At 62.1% G+C, this 16,295-nt stretch carries 14 protein-coding genes; 12 read left to right on the forward strand and 2 right to left on the reverse strand.

All coding sequences use genetic code 11. The features are described 5' to 3' along the window. The first annotated feature begins 107 nt into the window (after positions 1 to 107). The 8 genes from ugpQ (at position 108) to B0G76_RS35935 (ending at position 10,293) form a co-directional block, all read left to right on the forward strand. A complete protein-coding gene (ugpQ, locus tag B0G76_RS35900) occupies positions 108 to 893 on the forward strand; it encodes a glycerophosphodiester phosphodiesterase (protein ID WP_120297494.1) in 786 nt (261 codons plus the stop codon). Between the two features lie 112 nt (positions 894 to 1,005). Further along, a complete protein-coding gene (locus tag B0G76_RS35905; protein ID WP_120298054.1) occupies positions 1,006 to 2,118 on the forward strand; it encodes an ABC transporter substrate-binding protein in 1,113 nt (370 codons plus the stop codon). 159 nt (positions 2,119 to 2,277) lie between these two features. Further along, positions 2,278 to 3,216, forward strand: coding sequence for an ABC transporter permease subunit (locus B0G76_RS35910; RefSeq protein ID WP_120297495.1), 939 nt, complete (start codon positions 2,278 to 2,280; stop codon positions 3,214 to 3,216). Then, positions 3,213 to 4,004 carry an ABC transporter permease gene (locus B0G76_RS35915; RefSeq protein WP_120297496.1) on the forward strand — a complete coding sequence of 264 codons (792 nt, stop codon included), beginning with the start codon at positions 3,213 to 3,215 and terminating at the stop codon, positions 4,002 to 4,004. The genes B0G76_RS35910 and B0G76_RS35915 overlap by 4 nt, the downstream gene beginning before the upstream one ends. A 45-nt stretch (positions 4,005 to 4,049) precedes the next feature. Beyond that, on the forward strand, positions 4,050 to 5,120 hold the full coding sequence (locus B0G76_RS35920) for an ABC transporter ATP-binding protein (RefSeq protein WP_120297497.1): 1,071 nt from the start codon (positions 4,050 to 4,052) through the stop codon (positions 5,118 to 5,120). Positions 5,121 to 5,582: 462 nt separating this feature from the next. Next, positions 5,583 to 6,863, forward strand: a complete 1,281-nt coding sequence (locus B0G76_RS35925) for a dicarboxylate/amino acid:cation symporter (RefSeq protein ID WP_120298055.1) — start codon at positions 5,583 to 5,585, stop codon at positions 6,861 to 6,863. A 60-nt stretch (positions 6,864 to 6,923) separates the two neighbouring features. Then, entirely contained in the window at positions 6,924 to 8,924 is a 2,001-nt protein-coding gene (locus B0G76_RS35930; RefSeq protein ID WP_120297498.1) for an ATP-binding protein, read from the forward strand. A 16-nt stretch (positions 8,925 to 8,940) separates the two neighbouring features. Further along, positions 8,941 to 10,293 (forward strand): sigma-54 dependent transcriptional regulator, encoded by a 1,353-nt coding sequence (locus B0G76_RS35935; protein WP_183082275.1) that lies wholly within the window; start codon positions 8,941 to 8,943, stop codon positions 10,291 to 10,293. A 78-nt stretch (positions 10,294 to 10,371) separates the two neighbouring features. Here B0G76_RS35935 and B0G76_RS35940 read toward each other — a convergent pair whose 3' ends face one another. Next, positions 10,372 to 10,902: a TlpA disulfide reductase family protein gene (locus B0G76_RS35940; protein ID WP_120298057.1), complete on the reverse strand. Its 531-nt coding sequence runs from the start codon at positions 10,900 to 10,902 to the stop codon at positions 10,372 to 10,374. A 184-nt stretch (positions 10,903 to 11,086) separates the two neighbouring features. Here B0G76_RS35940 and B0G76_RS35945 point away from each other — a divergent pair, with 184 nt between their 5' ends. Together B0G76_RS35945 and B0G76_RS42630 are read left to right on the forward strand one after the other, a co-directional pair. Beyond that, positions 11,087 to 11,764 (forward strand): hypothetical protein, encoded by a 678-nt coding sequence (locus tag B0G76_RS35945; protein WP_120297499.1) that lies wholly within the window; start codon positions 11,087 to 11,089, stop codon positions 11,762 to 11,764. 297 nt (positions 11,765 to 12,061) lie between these two features. Then, positions 12,062 to 12,322, forward strand: coding sequence for a hypothetical protein (locus B0G76_RS42630; protein WP_147394131.1), 261 nt, complete (start codon positions 12,062 to 12,064; stop codon positions 12,320 to 12,322). Between the two features lie 289 nt (positions 12,323 to 12,611). Here B0G76_RS42630 and B0G76_RS35950 read toward each other — a convergent pair whose 3' ends face one another. Further along, on the reverse strand, positions 12,612 to 13,589 hold the full coding sequence (locus B0G76_RS35950) for a LysR substrate-binding domain-containing protein (RefSeq protein ID WP_259460925.1): 978 nt from the start codon (positions 13,587 to 13,589) through the stop codon (positions 12,612 to 12,614). A gap of 240 nt (positions 13,590 to 13,829) precedes the next feature. On the opposite strand from B0G76_RS35950, the gene B0G76_RS35955 reads away from it, so the two are divergent. Beyond that, the gene (locus B0G76_RS35955) at positions 13,830 to 14,957 is read left to right on the forward strand and encodes a CaiB/BaiF CoA-transferase family protein (RefSeq protein WP_120297500.1); all 1,128 of its coding nucleotides are present in this window, start codon (positions 13,830 to 13,832) and stop codon (positions 14,955 to 14,957) included. A gap of 277 nt (positions 14,958 to 15,234) precedes the next feature. Next, positions 15,235 to 16,281 carry a serine hydrolase gene (locus tag B0G76_RS35960; RefSeq protein WP_183082276.1) on the forward strand — a complete coding sequence of 349 codons (1,047 nt, stop codon included), beginning with the start codon at positions 15,235 to 15,237 and terminating at the stop codon, positions 16,279 to 16,281. The last annotated feature ends 14 nt before the right edge of the window (positions 16,282 to 16,295 follow it).

Here is a 16,295-nt window from a genome sequence, read left to right on the forward strand (position 1 = left end):
GAAACCGCACGGTTCGGCATCCTGACAATCAGATTGCAGGGCGTCGCGGGTAGCTGGGAACGTGCCGAGAGCATACTTGATCCGCTCAATCTGGAAGGTAACGAGACGTGGCAAACGGGATTGATCGCACTTTATCCGCAGACTGGCCGTATCCGCAGCTGGTTGCGCATCGTTGCGGCGGCACACTGGCGCCGGAGAACACGCTGGCCGGTGTCGACGCGTGCGTGCGCTACGGCTACCGCATGGTCGAATTCGACGCCAAGCTCTCCGCCGACAATCAGCTCTTTCTATTGCACGACGACACGCTGGAACGCACGACCAACGGCCATGGCGCCGCGGCGGAACACGCGTGGGACCAACTGGCCGCGCTCGATGCCGGCGTCTGGTTCGGTCCGCAGTTCGCCGGCACGCGCCTGCCGACGCTCGCCGAGGCCGCCGGGCGCTGCGCGCGGGACGGCATTGCCGCCAACATCGAAATCAAACCCTGTCCGGGTCGCGACGAGATCACCGGGCGTCTCGTCGCAAGCGGCGCGCTGACTTTGTGGCAAGGGCAGACGCCGCCGCTGCTGTCATCGTTTTCGTTCGAGGCGCTCGCCGCGGCGCGCGATGCAGCGCCCTCGTTGCAACGCGGCATGCTGTTCGAAGAGGTCCCGGTGGACTGGCTGCGCGTCGTGCGGGAACTGGATTGCGTGTCCTTGCACGCGAGCCACCGGCATCTGAGCGAGCCGCTGGTTGCCGAAATCAAGGCGGCCGGATTGCGCGTGCTGGCCTACACGGTGAACGACCCTGAGCGTGCAAAGCTGCTGGCCCAATGGGGCGTCGACATGATTTGTACAGATCGCATCGATAGACTGGACTACGACATGTTTTCGGCGCCGGCGAATCCGGACTGAACATGGCGCGGGCGCGTGCGAGCTTGTTCAGGGGCGCGCCCATGAAGCTGGAAACAGCTAGAAACTAGAAATTTTCCAAACGTAGCAGTTTCGACAGAGGATGGGGAAGACCATGAAGCGCACCGCGTTAGCTCGTTTATTTTCGATGTCAGCCGCTGCGGGTGTCGCCGCAGCCGGCGTGAGCAGCGCCACCGCCGCGCCGCTCGACGCTCTGATCGCAGCCGCCAAGCAGGAAGGCCAACTCACCGTGATCGCGTTGCCGCACGATTGGTGCAACTACGGTCAACTGGTGGCCGGCTTTCAGAAGAAGTACGGCATCAAGATCAACGAACTGAATCCGGATGCGGGTTCGGGCGACGAAGTGGAAGCGATCAAGGCGAACAAGGGCAACAAGGGTCCGCAAGCGCCCGACGTGATCGACGTGGGTTTGTCGTTCGGTCCGACCGCGAAGGCCCAGGGTTTGCTTCAGCCGTACAAGGTGGCTACGTGGAACTCGATTCCGAAAGAGTCGAAAGACGCCGACGGCTATTGGTATGGCGATTACTACGGCGTCCTGTCGTTTGAAGTGAACGCCGACATGATCGACAAGGCGCCGGCCGACTGGAGCGATCTGCTCAAGCCCGACTATAAGAACGCTGTCTCACTGGCAGGCGACCCGCGCACGGCCAACCAGGCGATCCAGGCCGTGTTCGCCGCAGGCCTGTCGCAAAGCAAGGGCGATGTGAGCAAGGCCGACCAGGCCGGCCTCAAGTACTTCGCGGACCTGAACAAGAGCGGCAACTTCGTGCCGGTGATCGGCAAGGCCGCATCGCTTGCGCAGGGCACCACGCCGATCATCGTGCGTTGGGACTACAACGCGCTCGCCGACCGCGACACGCTGAAGGGCAATCCGAAGGTGCAGGTGGTGATTCCGAAAACGGGCGTGCTCGCCGGTGTGTACGTTCAGGCGATCAGCGCCTACGCGCCGCATCCGAACGCCGCCAAGCTGTGGATGGAATATCTGTACTCCGACGAAGGCCAGATCGGCTGGCTGAGCGGCTATTGCCATCCGATGCGCTATAACGAACTGGTGGCGGCGAAGAAGGTTCCGCAAGCGCTGCTCGACAAGCTGCCGCCGCCGTCGTCATACAAGAATGTGGTCTTCCCGACGCTGTCCCAACAGGACGCGTACAAGGACACCATCACGAAGCATTGGGACGAAGCGGTCGGCGCGAACGTCAAGTAATCGTCGCGGCGCAAGCGGTTGCGGCGGCAGCGGAGCAGCGATCATTCGCTTGCTGCGCGTGCCGCAGCTTCTAACCGCAACGTGCAGTTTCCAAAGATGACGCGCCGCTCAACCAGAGCGGCGCGTCTGGTGTTAGCCAACGGGCCCCAAGGGTGAGCTATGAGCGCTTCATCGAATGCTGGATCGGTGCAGCCGGAATTAATGGTTCCGCCTGTGCCTACGCCAACGCCTCGCGTCGACGGTCCGCGTCGCGCGTCGCAGTTTCTCGCCTGGATCGGCGTGGTGCCGTTTTTCACCTTCGCGCTGTTATTCCTGATTCTGCCGACCGGCTTTCTGATGGTCGGCGCTTTCCAGGATCCGCAGGGCCATTTCACGCTCGCCAATTTCCGCGACCTGTTCCAGCCCACGGTGATGGACGCCTACTGGATCAGCTTCAAGGTGAGCGCGGCATCCGCGCTCGGCGGCGCGCTGATCGGCTCGCTGCTCGCGTGGGCGGCGGTGCAAGGCAAATTGCCGGGCTGGATTCGTCCCACGCTGATGACGTTCTCGGGCGTCGCCTCGAATTTTGCGGGCGTGCCGCTTGCGTTCGCCTTCATCTGCACGCTGGGGCGTGTCGGTCTCGTGACCGTCTTGCTGAAGAAGTACCTCGGCTTCAATCTGTACTCGACAGGCTTCAGCATCCTGAGCTTCTCGGGGCTCACACTGACGTATCTGTACTTCCAGATTCCCTTGATGGTGCTGATCGTCACGCCCGCGCTCGACGGCCTGAAGCGCGAATGGCGTGAAGCCTGCGACTGCCTCGGCGGCACCGCTTTCCAATATTGGCGTCACGTAGCGTTACCGGTGTTGTGGCCGAGCGTGCTCGGCGCCACGCTGCTGCTGTTCGCCAATTCGTTCGGCGCGGTCGCCACGGCTTACGCGCTGACCGGCAGTTCGCTGAACATCGTCACGATCCTGCTCTATGCGCAGATTCGCGGCGACGTGATGCACAACCAGAACCTCGGCTACGCGCTCGCGCTCGGCATGGTGCTCGTGACGGGGCTCTCGAACGGCGGCTACATCTGGTTGCGTTCACGCGCTGAAAGGGGGCGTCGATGAAAAGCCAATCGCGTGTGGGCGCATGGACCGCGATGATCGTCGGTTCGCTGTACTTTCTGATTCCGTTGCTCGCCACCTTCGAATTCAGCCTGCGCATGAAGCGCGGTGTGTATAGCTTCGAAGCATATAGCGTTGTGCTCGGCGACCCGCGTTTTCAGGCCTCGTTCGGCTATTCGATCCTGATGGCGGTGCTGACGATTATCGTCGGCATCTTGCTGGTGGTGCCGACTGCGTACTACGTGCAATTGCGGTTGCCGAAACTGCGGCCGGTCGTGGAATTCATCACGCTGTTGCCGCTGGTGGTGCCGGCGATCGTGATCGTGTTCGGCTATCTGCGGATCTATAACAGTAGTTCGATTTTGCCGCTCACCGGCAACGAACGCGCGACCGACCTGCTGCTCGTGTTCGGCTACGTCACGCTCTCGCTGCCGTACATGTATCGCGCGGTCGACGCCGGTTTGCGCGCCGTCGACGTGCGCTCGCTGACCGAAGCCGCCGAGTGTCTCGGGGCGAACTGGCCGACGATCCTGTTCAAGGTGATCTTCCCGAATATCCGCTCGGGCATTCTGTCCGGCGCGTTTCTCACCTTTGCCGTGGTGATTGGCGAATTCACGCTGGCGAGTTTGCTCGACCGCCCGGCGTTCGGGCCGTATCTGCAATTGATCGGTGCGAACCGCGCCTACGAACCCTCGGCACTCGCGATCATCGCGTTCGTGATTACGTGGGCCTCGATGGGGCTGATCCAGGTGTTCGGCTCAGCCCGCGCGCTGAGCGGCCAGAAAGTTTGACGCACTAATTTGACGTACTAATTTGACGTACTAAGGCAGCGAATCATGGCATTCCTTGAGATCGAAAATCTGCATAAGGCTTTCGGGGCGAACACGGCGCTGCATCACTTCGACATGAAGATCGAGCGCGGCGAATTCATCACGTTCCTGGGACCGTCCGGCTGCGGCAAGACCACGGTGCTGCGAATGATCGCCGGCTTTGAAACGCCGACGCGCGGCATCATCCGGCTGGATATCAAGGACGTGACGCATTTGCGTACGCGGCAGCGCAAGGTCGGGATGGTGTTCCAGTCGTATGCGCTGTTTCCGAACATGACGGTGGCCGACAACATCGGCTTCGGGCTGAAGATCGCGCACCGTCCCCAGGCAGAGATCAAGAAGCGCGTCGAGGAGATGTTGCAACTGATCAAGCTGCCGCATCTGGGCGAGCGCTATCCGTGGCAATTGTCGGGCGGTCAGCAGCAGCGCGTGGCGTTGGCGCGCGCGTTGGCCGGCAAACCGCAGGTGCTGTTGCTCGACGAACCGCTCTCGGCGCTCGACGCGAAGATTCGCATTTCCTTGCGGCAGGACATTCGCGCCTTGCAGCGCGAGTTGGGTATCACGTCGATTTTCGTCACACACGATCAGGAAGAGGCGCTGTCGATTTCGGACCGCATCGTGGTGATGAACGAGGGGCGCGTCGAACAGGTCGGCTCGCCTTCGGAGATCTACAACTATCCGCGCACGCGCTTTGTCGCTTCGTTTGTCGGCACGCTGAACATTCTGGCGGGGCATGTGATCGATCCGAAAACCGGCAAGATGGTTGTCGACGGTCAGGAGCTCACTACCTCGCAAGAACTGTCGGCAGACGATGCTGGCAAGCAACGCATGCTCGCGCTGCGGCCCGAAGCCATTGTGCTGGAACCGGCCGCGCCGGGCCGCAACACGCTGAACGCGATCGTCGAGGAGGTGAATTTCCTCGGCGCGGTGGTGCGCATCAGAACGCGCGTGAAAGATGCGGTCATTTCGCTCGATGTGTTCAACGACCCGAATCGCGGTTTGCCCGAACGCGGCCAACCGGTGTCGCTGGGTTTCTCGCATGAGAACTTGCTGGTGCTGGAAGAGGGCGGTGCATAGAAACCGAATGGCGTGCCCGATGTGAGCGGGAGGTGAGCGAGAAGTGAGCGAGCGCCGCGCACAAAAGCCCAGCGGTTTCAGCTGAAACAGGCGAACGCCGCAGCGCAAAAGGCGCTCCGGGTTTTCCCGAATTCGTGGCCTCGACCGATTCCGGATTCCCCGACACCCCTCGTCCGGATTTCCGGAATCCCGGACGGTGAGCGTTGTGCCTCGCTGAAAAACCTATAAAAATCAAAGCGATTCATTTCGTATCAAGCTGGCATCGACCTTGCAATTTAGAATCCGCGGCCGCAACGGCCCGACAACTAAAGCAAGGAGACAACGATGTCTGATTTCTCTTTCCGGTATTTCTGAATTCGTCGTCTTGTCGCGGCCTAATGCCGTGCACAGGCGTGACGATTTTTCGTTCGCATGATGCGCAGCGTGGCAGGCCTTGAGCTCACCCATATCGCAGGAAACATCGTGAAGAAACCTATCCACAAAGTGCTGTACGTCCAGGTGATCGTGGCGATCATCATCGGCATCGCGCTCGGCCATTATTCGCCGGACTTCGCCATCGACATGAAGCCGCTCGGCGACGGCTTCATCAAGCTGATCAAGATGGTGATCGGGCCGATCATCTTCTGTACGGTGGTGACGGGTATCGCCGGGATGGAAGACATGAAGAAGGTTGGGCGCGTGGGCGGCAAGGCGCTGCTGTACTTCGAAATCGTCTCGACGTTCGCGCTGGTGCTCGGCCTGATCGCGACGCACGTGCTCAAGCCCGGCGTTGGCTTCAATATCGATCCGGCCACGCTCGACGGCAAGGCGGTCGCGTCGTATGCCGCGAAGGCACACGGCCAGACCACGGTCGACTTCCTGATGCACATCATTCCGGACACGATGGTATCGGCGTTTGCCCAGGGCGAAATCCTGCAGATCCTGCTGATCGCGCTGCTGTTCGGCGCGGTGCTGGCCACCGCTGGTGAGAAGGGCAAGGTCGTCACGAACTTCATCGACGGGCTCTCGCATGTGCTGTTCGGCATCGTGCGCATCATCACGAAGCTGGCGCCGATCGGCGCGTTCGGCGCGATGGCGTTCACGATCGGCAAGTACGGCATTGGCTCGCTGTTGCCGATGCTCAAGCTGATCGGCACGTTCTATCTGACGTCGATCGTGTTCGTGGTGGTCGTGCTCGGCATCATCGCGCGCGCGGTGGGCTTCAACATCCTGCGCTTTGTCGGCTACATCAAGGAAGAAATGCTGATCGTGCTCGGTACGAGCTCGTCGGAAGCCGCGTTGCCGCAACTCATGCTGAAGCTCGAAAAGCTCGGCTGCTCGCGCTCGGTGGTGGGCCTCGTGGTGCCGACCGGTTACTCGTTCAACCTCGACGGCACCAACATTTACATGACGATGGCCGTGCTGTTCATCGCTCAGGCAACGAACACCGACCTCACGTGGACGCAGCAGCTCACGCTGCTGGCGGTGACGATGCTGACTTCGAAGGGCGCGAGCGGCGTGACGGGCGCAGGCTTCATCACGCTGGCCGCAACGCTCGCTGTGGTGCCGACGATTCCGCTGTCGGGCATGGTGCTGATTCTCGGTATCGACCGCTTCATGAGCGAATGCCGCGCGCTGACGAACATCGTCGGCAACGGTGTGGCGACGGTGGTGGTGTCGGCATGGGAAAAGGAACTGGACCGCAACAAGCTGAACGCCGCGTTGCGGGGTGACGTGGCGGTCAAAGAGCCGGCTGGCGTTTAGGCTGCGTACCGGCCTTCGACACCTTCCTGGGATCCCAGGCACGGCGGCGGACGCTCGCTCATGAAAGCGTCGGCCGTGCGCCGTGACCCCGCGCCGCCGGCCGACGAAGCTCGCGCCGGCGGCGCGTCGCCTTATGCCACAATAGCCGATCCACACCGATCGGGAATTGCCAACGTGACGCGCCGCCTGCTGATTCTCTTCGCGCTCGTCGCTGGGCTCGTGGCGGCGTGCGGGCTCACCTACAGCATCGCGTGGCAGAGCGGGATCGACACTTTGCGGCGCAACGCCGCAGTGCGGGTCGATCGCACGACCAACGCGCTGAAGAGCACGCTTGAGCGCTACGAATCGCTGCCTTATCTGCTGGCCGAACATCCCATCGTCCAAGACGTGCTGGTCAATCCCACCCTGGCCAACGTCGAACGCGCCAATCTGTACCTCGAAGACCTCAACCGCCACGCGCGGGCAACGGTCACCTACATCATTCCGCTCGACGGCTACTGCGTTGCCGCGAGCAACTGGCACGGGCCGGGCAGTTTCATCGGCGCGGGCTATCAATTCCGGCCGTATTTTCTCGATGCCGTCAAAGGCGGCGTGGGCCGTTTCTTCGGCATCGGCACGATCTCGCAGGCGCCGGGTTACTACATTTCGCAGCCGGTGCGGCGCGACGGCAAGATCGTCGGCGTAGCGGTCGTCAAACTCGATCTCGAATGGTTTCAGGGCGCTGATGCGTCCGAGCCGCTGGTTGTGACCGACGACCACGGCGTGATCTTTTTGTCTTCGATGCCGGCGTGGAAATATCACACGATCCGGCCGTTGTCGGGACAGGTCGCCGATTCGATCTACCAGGCGCGCCAGTACGCGCAGCAACCGATCGCGCCGCTGCCGGTGACGATCGAGCGCACGCTCGAAGGCAATGCGCAAATCGTGCGGATCGGCGGCGGCCGCTATGCACCGCGTTATCTGGCGTCGCGGCGCGGCATGGGCGAGCCGGACTGGCATCTGATCACAATGTCGCCTGTCGATCCGGTCGACGCCGACGCGCGCAAAGCGACCATCGTTACCGGCTTCGGATACGTGTCACTGGTGCTGCTCGCGTTCTACTGGAGAATGCGCCGCGCCCGGGTGCGCGAAGTGATGCGCAGCCGTTCCCTGCTGCAAAAGGCGTACGCTGAATTGAACCAGCGTGTGGCCGAGCGCACCGCGGATCTCTCGCAAGCGAATGAGCAGTTGCAGAAGGAAGTCGCCGAGCGTACGCGCGCCGAGCAGGAACTACGCGCCGCGCACGATGAGTTGATCCAGGCGAGCAAACTCGCCGCACTCGGTCAGATGGCGGCCGGCATCACGCATGAATTGAATCAGCCGCTCGCGGCGCTGCGCGGTTTCTCGGACAACACACGCGTGCTGCTCGAACGCGGCGACCAGGTCTCGGCGCGCGAAAATCTCGAAGCGATCGCGGCGCTCACCGAGCGCATGGGCAAGATCACCAATCAGTTGAAGCTCTTTGTGGGACGCGCGCGGCCGCGCAGTGCGCGTGCGCCGATCATGCGGGCGTTGCGCAACGTTATCGCGCTGCTGCAAAAGCGGCTGCAAGGCGTCGACGTCGAATTTGCGTTGCTCGACACGGGCACTGGCGTGCGCACACCGCTGAATCTCGCCGACGATCATCCCGAGCTGGTTGCCCATTGCGACGATCTTCGGCTCGAACAGGTGCTGATCAATCTGCTCGGTAACGCGCTCGACGCAACGGCGGCGATGACGCCGCCGCGCATTTCGATCGAGATCGACGCGGCGGAGTCGAGCGTGTCGTTTGCCGTGCGCGACAACGGCCACGGCATTCCCGACGACGTACTGCCGCGCCTGTTCGAACCGTTCTTCACGACGAAGGAGATGGGCCAGGGGCTGGGACTTGGACTTGCGATTTCGTCGTCGATTGCGCGTGACTGCGACGGCACACTGGTGGCGCGCAACGCGCCGGACGGCGGTGCATTATTCGTGTTGACGTTGCGCCGCGCGCGCGTGCAGACGAGCCCTACCTCGGACCCGCTCACCACCGGCTCCTGAATCAAACGAGAACGACATGCTGAACCACGGCCTGCAAGTGCTTTACATCGAAGACGATGAACTGGTGCGGCGCGCCAGCGTGCAGAGTTTGCAACTGGCGGGCTTCGACGTGATCGGCCACCCCTCGGCGGAATCCGCCGCGAAGATCATCAGCGCGGATTTCTCGGGAGTGATCGTCAGCGATATTCGCCTGCCGGGCGCAAGCGGCCTCGAACTGCTCGCGCAGTGCCACGAGCGCGCGCCCGACGTGCCGGTGATTCTGGTCACCGGTCATGGCGATATTTCGATGGCCGTGCAGGCCATGCGTGACGGCGCGTATGACTTCATCGAAAAGCCGTTCGCGTCCGAGCGCCTGATCGAAACCGTACGGCGTGCGCTGGAGCGCCGCAAGCTGGTGCTCGAGAACCACGCGCTGCGGCGTGAACTTGCCGGGCAGAACTCGGTGGCGCCGCGCATCATCGGCCGTAGTCCGGCGATCGAGCAGGTGCGGCGGCTGATCGCGAATATTGCGCCGACGGATGCGTCGGTGCTGATCAATGGCGACACCGGCGCCGGCAAGGAATTGATCGCCCGGAGTCTGCATGAACTGTCGCCGCGGCGGGACAAGCCGTTTATCGCGGTGAATTGCGGCGCGCTGCCCGAGCCGATGTTCGAGTCGGAAATGTTCGGCTATGAACCGGGTGCCTTCACTGGCGCGGCAAAACGCCGGATCGGCAAGCTCGAACATGCTTCGGGAGGCACGCTGTTTCTCGACGAAATCGAGAGCATGCCGCTCGCGTTGCAGGTCAAGTTATTGCGTGTTTTGCAGGACGGCGTGCTGGAACGGCTCGGCTCGAATCAGCCGATTCGCGTGAATTGCCGCGTGGTGGCGGCCGCGAAGGGCGACATGGCCGAGCATGTCTCGGACGGTTCGTTCCGTCGCGATTTGCTGTACCGGCTGAACGTGGTGACGATCGCGCTGCCGCCGTTGGGCGAGCGTCGCGAAGACATCGTGCCGCTCTTCGAACACTTCCTGCTGGATGCGGCGGTGCGTTATCAGCGCCCCGCGCCGATTCTCACCGATCGGCAGCGCGCCAGCCTGATGCAGCGCGAATGGCCGGGGAATGTGCGCGAACTGCGCAATGCCGCCGATCGCTTCGTGCTCGGCGTGGCCGACGATCCGGTCATGTCTTTCGCCGACGAGGACGCGGCCGCCCAACCGTTGAAGGAGCGGGTCGAGCAATTCGAGCGGGCGGTGATCGCGGAGGCGTTGGAGCAGGCAGGGGGGGGAGTCGCGGTCGCGGCGGACAGGCTGCAACTTGGCAAGGCGACACTCTACGAGAAGATCAAGCGATATGGCCTCGCGGCCAAAGGGGAAGGGGAGCGGTGAGAATGTGAAACGCCGGCGGCAAGGTGCGGCGCCGGCGTGTTTGAATCAGTAAGATCGACTTCAGGCGTTGTGCGGCAATCAGGCCGCGTTCAGCGCTTTTTCCAGCAACTGGTCGAGTTCCGCGAATTGCGGCTCGCCGACGTAGCGCTTCAGAATCTTGCCGTCCTTGTCGACCAGGAAGGTGGTCGGCGTGAGCTGGACGTTGCCGAACTGCTTGGCGGCCGAGCCGTCGTCCATCGCAACCTTGAACGGCAACTGGCGAGTTTGCGTGTAGTTGGCCACGTACATCGGCGCGTCGTAGTTCATGGCGACGGCGACGAATTCGAGCCCTTTGCCCTTGAAGCGGTTATAGGTCTGGACCATCTGCGGCATTTCCTTCATGCAGGTGTCGCAGCTGGTTGCCCAGAAGTTGACCAGGTAGACCTTGCCTTTCAGGTCGGCGGTGGACACTTTCTGGCCCGACAGCAACGTGAAGGTCGCATCGGGCACACGCTGCTGGCCGGCGAACGCGAAATAGCCGGCAATCGCGATCGCGACGGCCACGACGGCGATGATGATGTACCGAATCGGATTCGCGCGCCGCGCGGCGGTGGACTGGGTGGAGCTCATGAACGGAACCTCGAGAGTCGCGCAGAACGCGCGGAACAGTGCGTTGGTTTGGACAGCGTTGGGACGATTAAATCCGGTGCTGCCAAGCGTCGCCATTGTAGCCCCATTCCGGGCGCGCGGCAGCGAGCGGCCCGGGAGGGGATAATAGGACTTTACGTTCCGGTTACCCCGTTCTTCTGTCCCCATGCTCCGAACCGCTTTTCGCCTCCTCGCCCGGATCTCGACAATCCCGTTTGGCCGTTCCGTTAGCCGTTCCTCAAGTGTCTCCCTGGCCGATGTGGCCGATGGCCGTCCGGCCGGCGCCGCTTCCCGCTTGCCACGGACGCGCCCGGTGCTCGGTACGATAGCCTGTGTGCTGGCCTTGACCGGCGCGTTGGCGGCATGTTCGCCGACCTTCGACTGGCGCACCATCATGAATAATGACAACGGTTACGCGGTCGACCTTCCGGCCAAGCCTGGCAACGATCAACGTACGGTCATGATCGACGGCAAGCAGATGCAAATGGCCATGCAGACCGCCGAGGCCGGCGACGCCGTGTTCGCCGTTGGCACCGTCATGCTGCCGAGCGACGACGAAGCAACCCAGCGCGCCGCCCTCGAATTCCTGCGAACGGGCCTTGCCCGTAACGTCGGCGCCGCACCGGACGCGCACGCCGTGCAAATTCCGCTCGCCGCCGGCGGCCAGGTGCTGGGTCTGGAAATGAAGCTGACTGGCGAAGCCGGTTCGCAACATGAGACTCGCACCGTCTATGCACGGCTGGTCGCGCGCGGCCGGCATGTGTATCAGGCGGCGATCATCGCTTCCAGACCCTTGCAACAGGAACAGGTCGACCAGTTTTTTTCGTCGTTCCAACTGTATTGAGCGCCGCAGTTCTGATCGACTCGGCGCGCGGGAGGATTGAAGTGCGTAGTGAAAGTTCCTTCGCAGCATCGCGCGCTAATTCCCGGTTTACGTTGAAGTTTTTCGATTACTCACAGGCCCTGTGGATAACTCTGTTGAGAACTTCGCGTTTTTTGCCGCTAATGCCCATCCGGTGGGCCTTCTGTCAGCGCGAGTCCGCTTCGGGCGCTCGAAATAACCCAATTAAATCAATGCCGTCTGGATGTATGCTTCCATGTGCCTTTCAGATGTTTCCAGATTTATCTGGAACGCGAACATGTGCATAAGTCAAGTCTTGACAGGCGATTTTTCGCCTTATACCGACCCAAAAGCGCGCCGATACTGGATGGCTTCACCGATCTGCGCGGCGCTCGTCGCCCAGAGGACGACGCGCCATTCGTTTCAGAATCCTTCGGTGGTGCTGTTCCGCCCGGAATAGGCCTTACACCGCTTGCAGATTGGCTTGCCCTTTCACAGCCGCATCTCTATGCCAGCGAAATGTGGGCCGTCGATCCGTTTCGGCTGGCCGAAAAAAATTGACCGACCTCCTCGAACGTCCCTTCGTGGCCGGGTGTCGCCTCATGCGATTGGCATGCCTGCTTCGACCTTGCGCGGCTGCGAACAGCAGCACGCGACCCGCTCCGGCCGTTCGCCGTCTCTCCGAGCTGACGGCAGCTTTCGAGTGCGGAGCGGCCACTGACGTAGGCTGACCTTGGGGCAGCGAATGATCGTTTAGGGCCGTTATTCGCAGCTTTGCGACGATTGACAGCGTAGAGCGACCGGCTTCGGTTAATTCGATCTCCCTCAAGTTCGCCCTCATGCATCGTCTTCAAGTTACCGGAGCGCCTAACCATTCGCGGAGCGCCTGTTCGATCAGTTTCACACCGGGAGGGACGGTGTTTTGCGCAGAGGTAATGAAGAGCATATGGCCGGTCGAAAACGGCGGTGCTGTCTGGATCGCCCGGATCCTTGAGCGATCCGCATAGTGCCGCACTGCGCACTCCGGCGCGACAGTAACGAAATGGCTGCCGGCAACGAGTGGCAAGCTCGTATGAAAGGAAATCGATTCGATATGACAGACGGGAGGAATCAGGCCGACATCAAGGAAGTGCTGATCAAATACGCGACGCGTGTACGAGGACGGAGGTGGCAGTATCCAGTCGCCGTCCTGCAACGCGGACAACGGTACTTTGTCGCCATGCACGAGCGGATGGTCAAGCGAGGCGACTGCGACGATTCGTTCGGCCCAAAGCGGCTTTACGTTGAAGCGTGCAATCGATTGGGCGGCCTCGCGCGATTCGAGGCGGCCAATCACGCAGTCCAGTTCTCCGGCGAGCAATAGCTCCAGCAGGTTGTCTACCGTCGCCTCGCGCAGGATCAGCCGGGGCAGGTTTTGCTGCGTGGCGAGGCTAGCAACCACGTGGGGCATGGCTTCGACGCCAACGAGGGGCAGCATGCCGACCCGAACCAACGGCTCTTCCGGCCGCACAGCGAGCGCCGCGCGAGCCGCATCAAGTTCACCTAGCGCGACGCGCAGTCGGTCAAGCGCATGTGAGCCCGCGCGACTCAGGTGGCCGCCGCGTGTGTTGCGCTCAATCAGATTGCAGCCGAACGCGCTTTCGAGTTCCTGAAGCATCTTCGTCGCCCCAGGTTGGCTGATGCCCAGTTCCTGCGCTGCTGCACTGAGCGATCCGGTGTTTGCCACGAGTTCCAGCAGACGCAGGTGGCGGATGCGCAAGCGATCGATACGTGACGCCAGTTGGCGACTGGTGAGCACCTCTGACGAAGCGCGGGACATTTCAGTCATATCAATTCGTGAAGAGTGTTTTCGAATTTGATAATTGTCTGCTATGGCCGACGTAGGCACAATCAGCATCAACCTGAGGGAGACGGTTGGAATATCAGGTGCCCGGCAACCAGGTCGGAAAATGCCGGCCGGCGTCGACGGTCAACTGGCTGCAAAGATTTCGCGCCACGCAACGCACGCCCATATTCGCCGTTTTGCCTCAGATCCTGAAACTTTGTCTGTCACCCACTAAAGCGACTCATGACCACCAGCCGTGCGCCGTCCACTTCGAATACAGCCTTCGCGCCGCTCGCCGGTGTGAAAGTGCTGGACTTTTCCCACGTAATCGCCGGTCCTTTTGCCACGTTTCTGCTTGCGCAGCTTGGTGCCGACGTCATCAAGGTAGAGAGTGCGGACGGCGGCGACGTGATGCGGCGCACCGGGCGAGGGCGGCAAAGTTTCGTCGCGCTCAACGCAGGCAAACGAACCACCGTGCTCGACCTTGCGACTAACGAAGGGCGCGAGCAGGCGATGCTGCTGGCGGCCGAGTGCGATGTACTGGTCGACAACCTGCGCCCGGGCGTGCTGGAAAAGCATGGCTTGGGCTTCGATGCGGTCCATGCCGCTTATCCCCGCCTGCTCTATTGCAGCATTTCCGGATTCGGGCGAGGCGCGCAGGCGTGGCGGCACCGGCCCGCCTACGATCACGTGATTCAGGCTGCGACCGGCATGGCGTGGATGGCCGGCAATGAAGGCGATCTGCCGATCAAGACCGGCTTTCCCGCGGTAGATTCGGCGACCGGTCTCCTCGCTGCGTTCGCAATCCTCGCGGGGCTGCGCGAAATAGAGCAGACCGGCACGGGGCTGCTGCTCGATGTGTCGATGGCCGGTGCGAGCCTTCAGTTGATGTACCCGATGGCGTGCGCCGCGCTGACGTCTGGCGAAACACCGCCGCGCGTTGGCAACCAGGGATACTCCAACAGCCCCGCGGCCGATTTCTTCCGAACCCGCGACGGCTGGCTGGCGCTCGGCGCGAATACGCCGCGTCAGCTGCTTGCGCTGCTGGACGAACTGGGCCTTGGTTCGCTGGCGACCGATCCGGCGTTTTTCGCCGTGCCGCTTAGTAGCGATGCACCGCCCGCATTTGCCCGCTCGGTCGATCCGGAAAGGCTGAAGAAAGCACTCGCCGACGTTTTGTGCAATTGCGATGCCGCCGAAATGGAACGGCGACTGAACGAGCGGCAGGTGCCGGCTGCGCGCCTGCGCACGCTCGGCGAGTTTGCCGACGAGGTGCGGGAGAACCATTGCGTCGACGTCACGACGCTGAGCGAGGACGACGTGACGGTTCGGTCCCCAGGACTCGGGTTCACCGTATATCGCCCGCACTAACCGGGCACCTTAAAAAATTACTACGAATACAGGAGACGTCAGGATGCAAGAACCCATTCGATTCGCTGCGCCGGCAGCAGTGCCAACAGATGCCCAATCCACAGAGGCAAACGCCGGCGCTGAGGACGATACGTCCGTCATGCGGGGCTTTCCGCCCGCCCCGGAAAATCAGGTGACCTTGCATAACGCGTCAAGTCCCCGCTTTTTGCGCTGGAGTTTGATGAACGGAGCGTCCCTCCACCCTACCGTTCGCGTACTGCGCGGCGAGGGGACCGCAATGCCGCTTCCAGCGGGCGAGCCGTTCGATCCGGAAAGTCTGGGCCTCGATGACGAGTGCGGTGACACTCTGACGGTTGAGCGTTACTTTCGCGAATGCCGGATCGATGCGATGCTGATCATGCACCGCGGCCGCATCGTCTACGAGCGCTATCTCGGTGAGATGCGGCCCAACCGGCTGCATTCGCTGTTTTCGTCCACAAAGAGCCTGATCGGCACGCTTATCGCGGTGCTCGCGCACGATGGCGTACTGGATTTAAATGCAACCGCCGCGACCTACGTGCCGGAGCTTGCGCATTCAGCGCTAGGTAGCGCGACGTTGCAGCAACTGCTCGATATGCGTGCGAACTTCCGCTTCGGCGAACAAATGCACCTTGGCGATCGCGTGCAGGTTGATTTCCACCAGGCGCTTGGCGTACTCGGCAGACCCGCGGACTACGATGGCCCCGACGGCGCCTATGCGCTACTGAAGTCGGCGAAACCTGCGGGCGAGCATGGCATTGGTCCCTTCCGCTATGACAACGGCAGCACGGAAACGCTGGGCTGGGTAGCGCGCCGTGCGACTGGCAGACCGCTCGCGCAGTTATTGGGCGAACGTTTCTGGGAGCCCCTCGGCGCGCAGCAGGACGCCGACCTCACACTGGACTGCCGCAAATCGGAATGGGCTGCGGCCGGCATGAGTACAAACCTGCGCGACCTCGCCCGCTTCGGCGAAATGATGCGGCTGGATGGGACGTGGCAGGGCAGGCAGATAGTGCCACGAGCCGTCGTCAGCGATATTCGCCGTGGCGGCGACCGTGCCGCCTACGCTGCAAGCGGATCGACATTCAAGCGCCCGGGGGGCTCCTACCGGAATCAATGGTGGGTGCACCATGACCGGTACGACTCGTTCAGCGGAAACGGACATTTCGGGCAATGCCTCTGGATAGCCCCGAAGGGCGAAACGGTTATCGCGCGCTTCGCATCCGACCCGCAGCCGACCGGCACATTCGAGGCGTCGCACCGTCGCGTCGGCTATGCGGTCATCGACGCGCTGCAGGCCCGCTGAGCAATCCTTCCGCT

The organism is Paraburkholderia sp. BL23I1N1 (assembly GCF_003610295.1).
Lineage (GTDB): Bacteria > Pseudomonadota > Gammaproteobacteria > Burkholderiales > Burkholderiaceae > Paraburkholderia.

Coding starts and splice junctions, on each gene's coding strand:
- B0G76_RS35940 (WP_120298057.1), bottom strand. CDS start 10,902: ATGAGCTCCACCCAGTCCACCGCCGCGCGGCGCGCGAATCCGATTCGG.
- B0G76_RS35930 (WP_120297498.1), top strand. CDS start 6,924: ATGAAAGCGTCGGCCGTGCGCCGTGACCCCGCGCCGCCGGCCGACGAA.
- B0G76_RS35950 (WP_259460925.1), bottom strand. CDS start 13,589: ATGACTGAAATGTCCCGCGCTTCGTCAGAGGTGCTCACCAGTCGCCAA.
- B0G76_RS35960 (WP_183082276.1), top strand. CDS start 15,235: ATGCCGCTTCCAGCGGGCGAGCCGTTCGATCCGGAAAGTCTGGGCCTC.
- B0G76_RS35920 (WP_120297497.1), top strand. CDS start 4,050: ATGGCATTCCTTGAGATCGAAAATCTGCATAAGGCTTTCGGGGCGAAC.
- B0G76_RS35945 (WP_120297499.1), top strand. CDS start 11,087: ATGCTCCGAACCGCTTTTCGCCTCCTCGCCCGGATCTCGACAATCCCG.
- B0G76_RS35955 (WP_120297500.1), top strand. CDS start 13,830: ATGACCACCAGCCGTGCGCCGTCCACTTCGAATACAGCCTTCGCGCCG.
- B0G76_RS35905 (WP_120298054.1), top strand. CDS start 1,006: ATGAAGCGCACCGCGTTAGCTCGTTTATTTTCGATGTCAGCCGCTGCG.
- B0G76_RS35910 (WP_120297495.1), top strand. CDS start 2,278: ATGAGCGCTTCATCGAATGCTGGATCGGTGCAGCCGGAATTAATGGTT.
- B0G76_RS35935 (WP_183082275.1), top strand. CDS start 8,941: ATGCTGAACCACGGCCTGCAAGTGCTTTACATCGAAGACGATGAACTG.
- B0G76_RS35915 (WP_120297496.1), top strand. CDS start 3,213: ATGAAAAGCCAATCGCGTGTGGGCGCATGGACCGCGATGATCGTCGGT.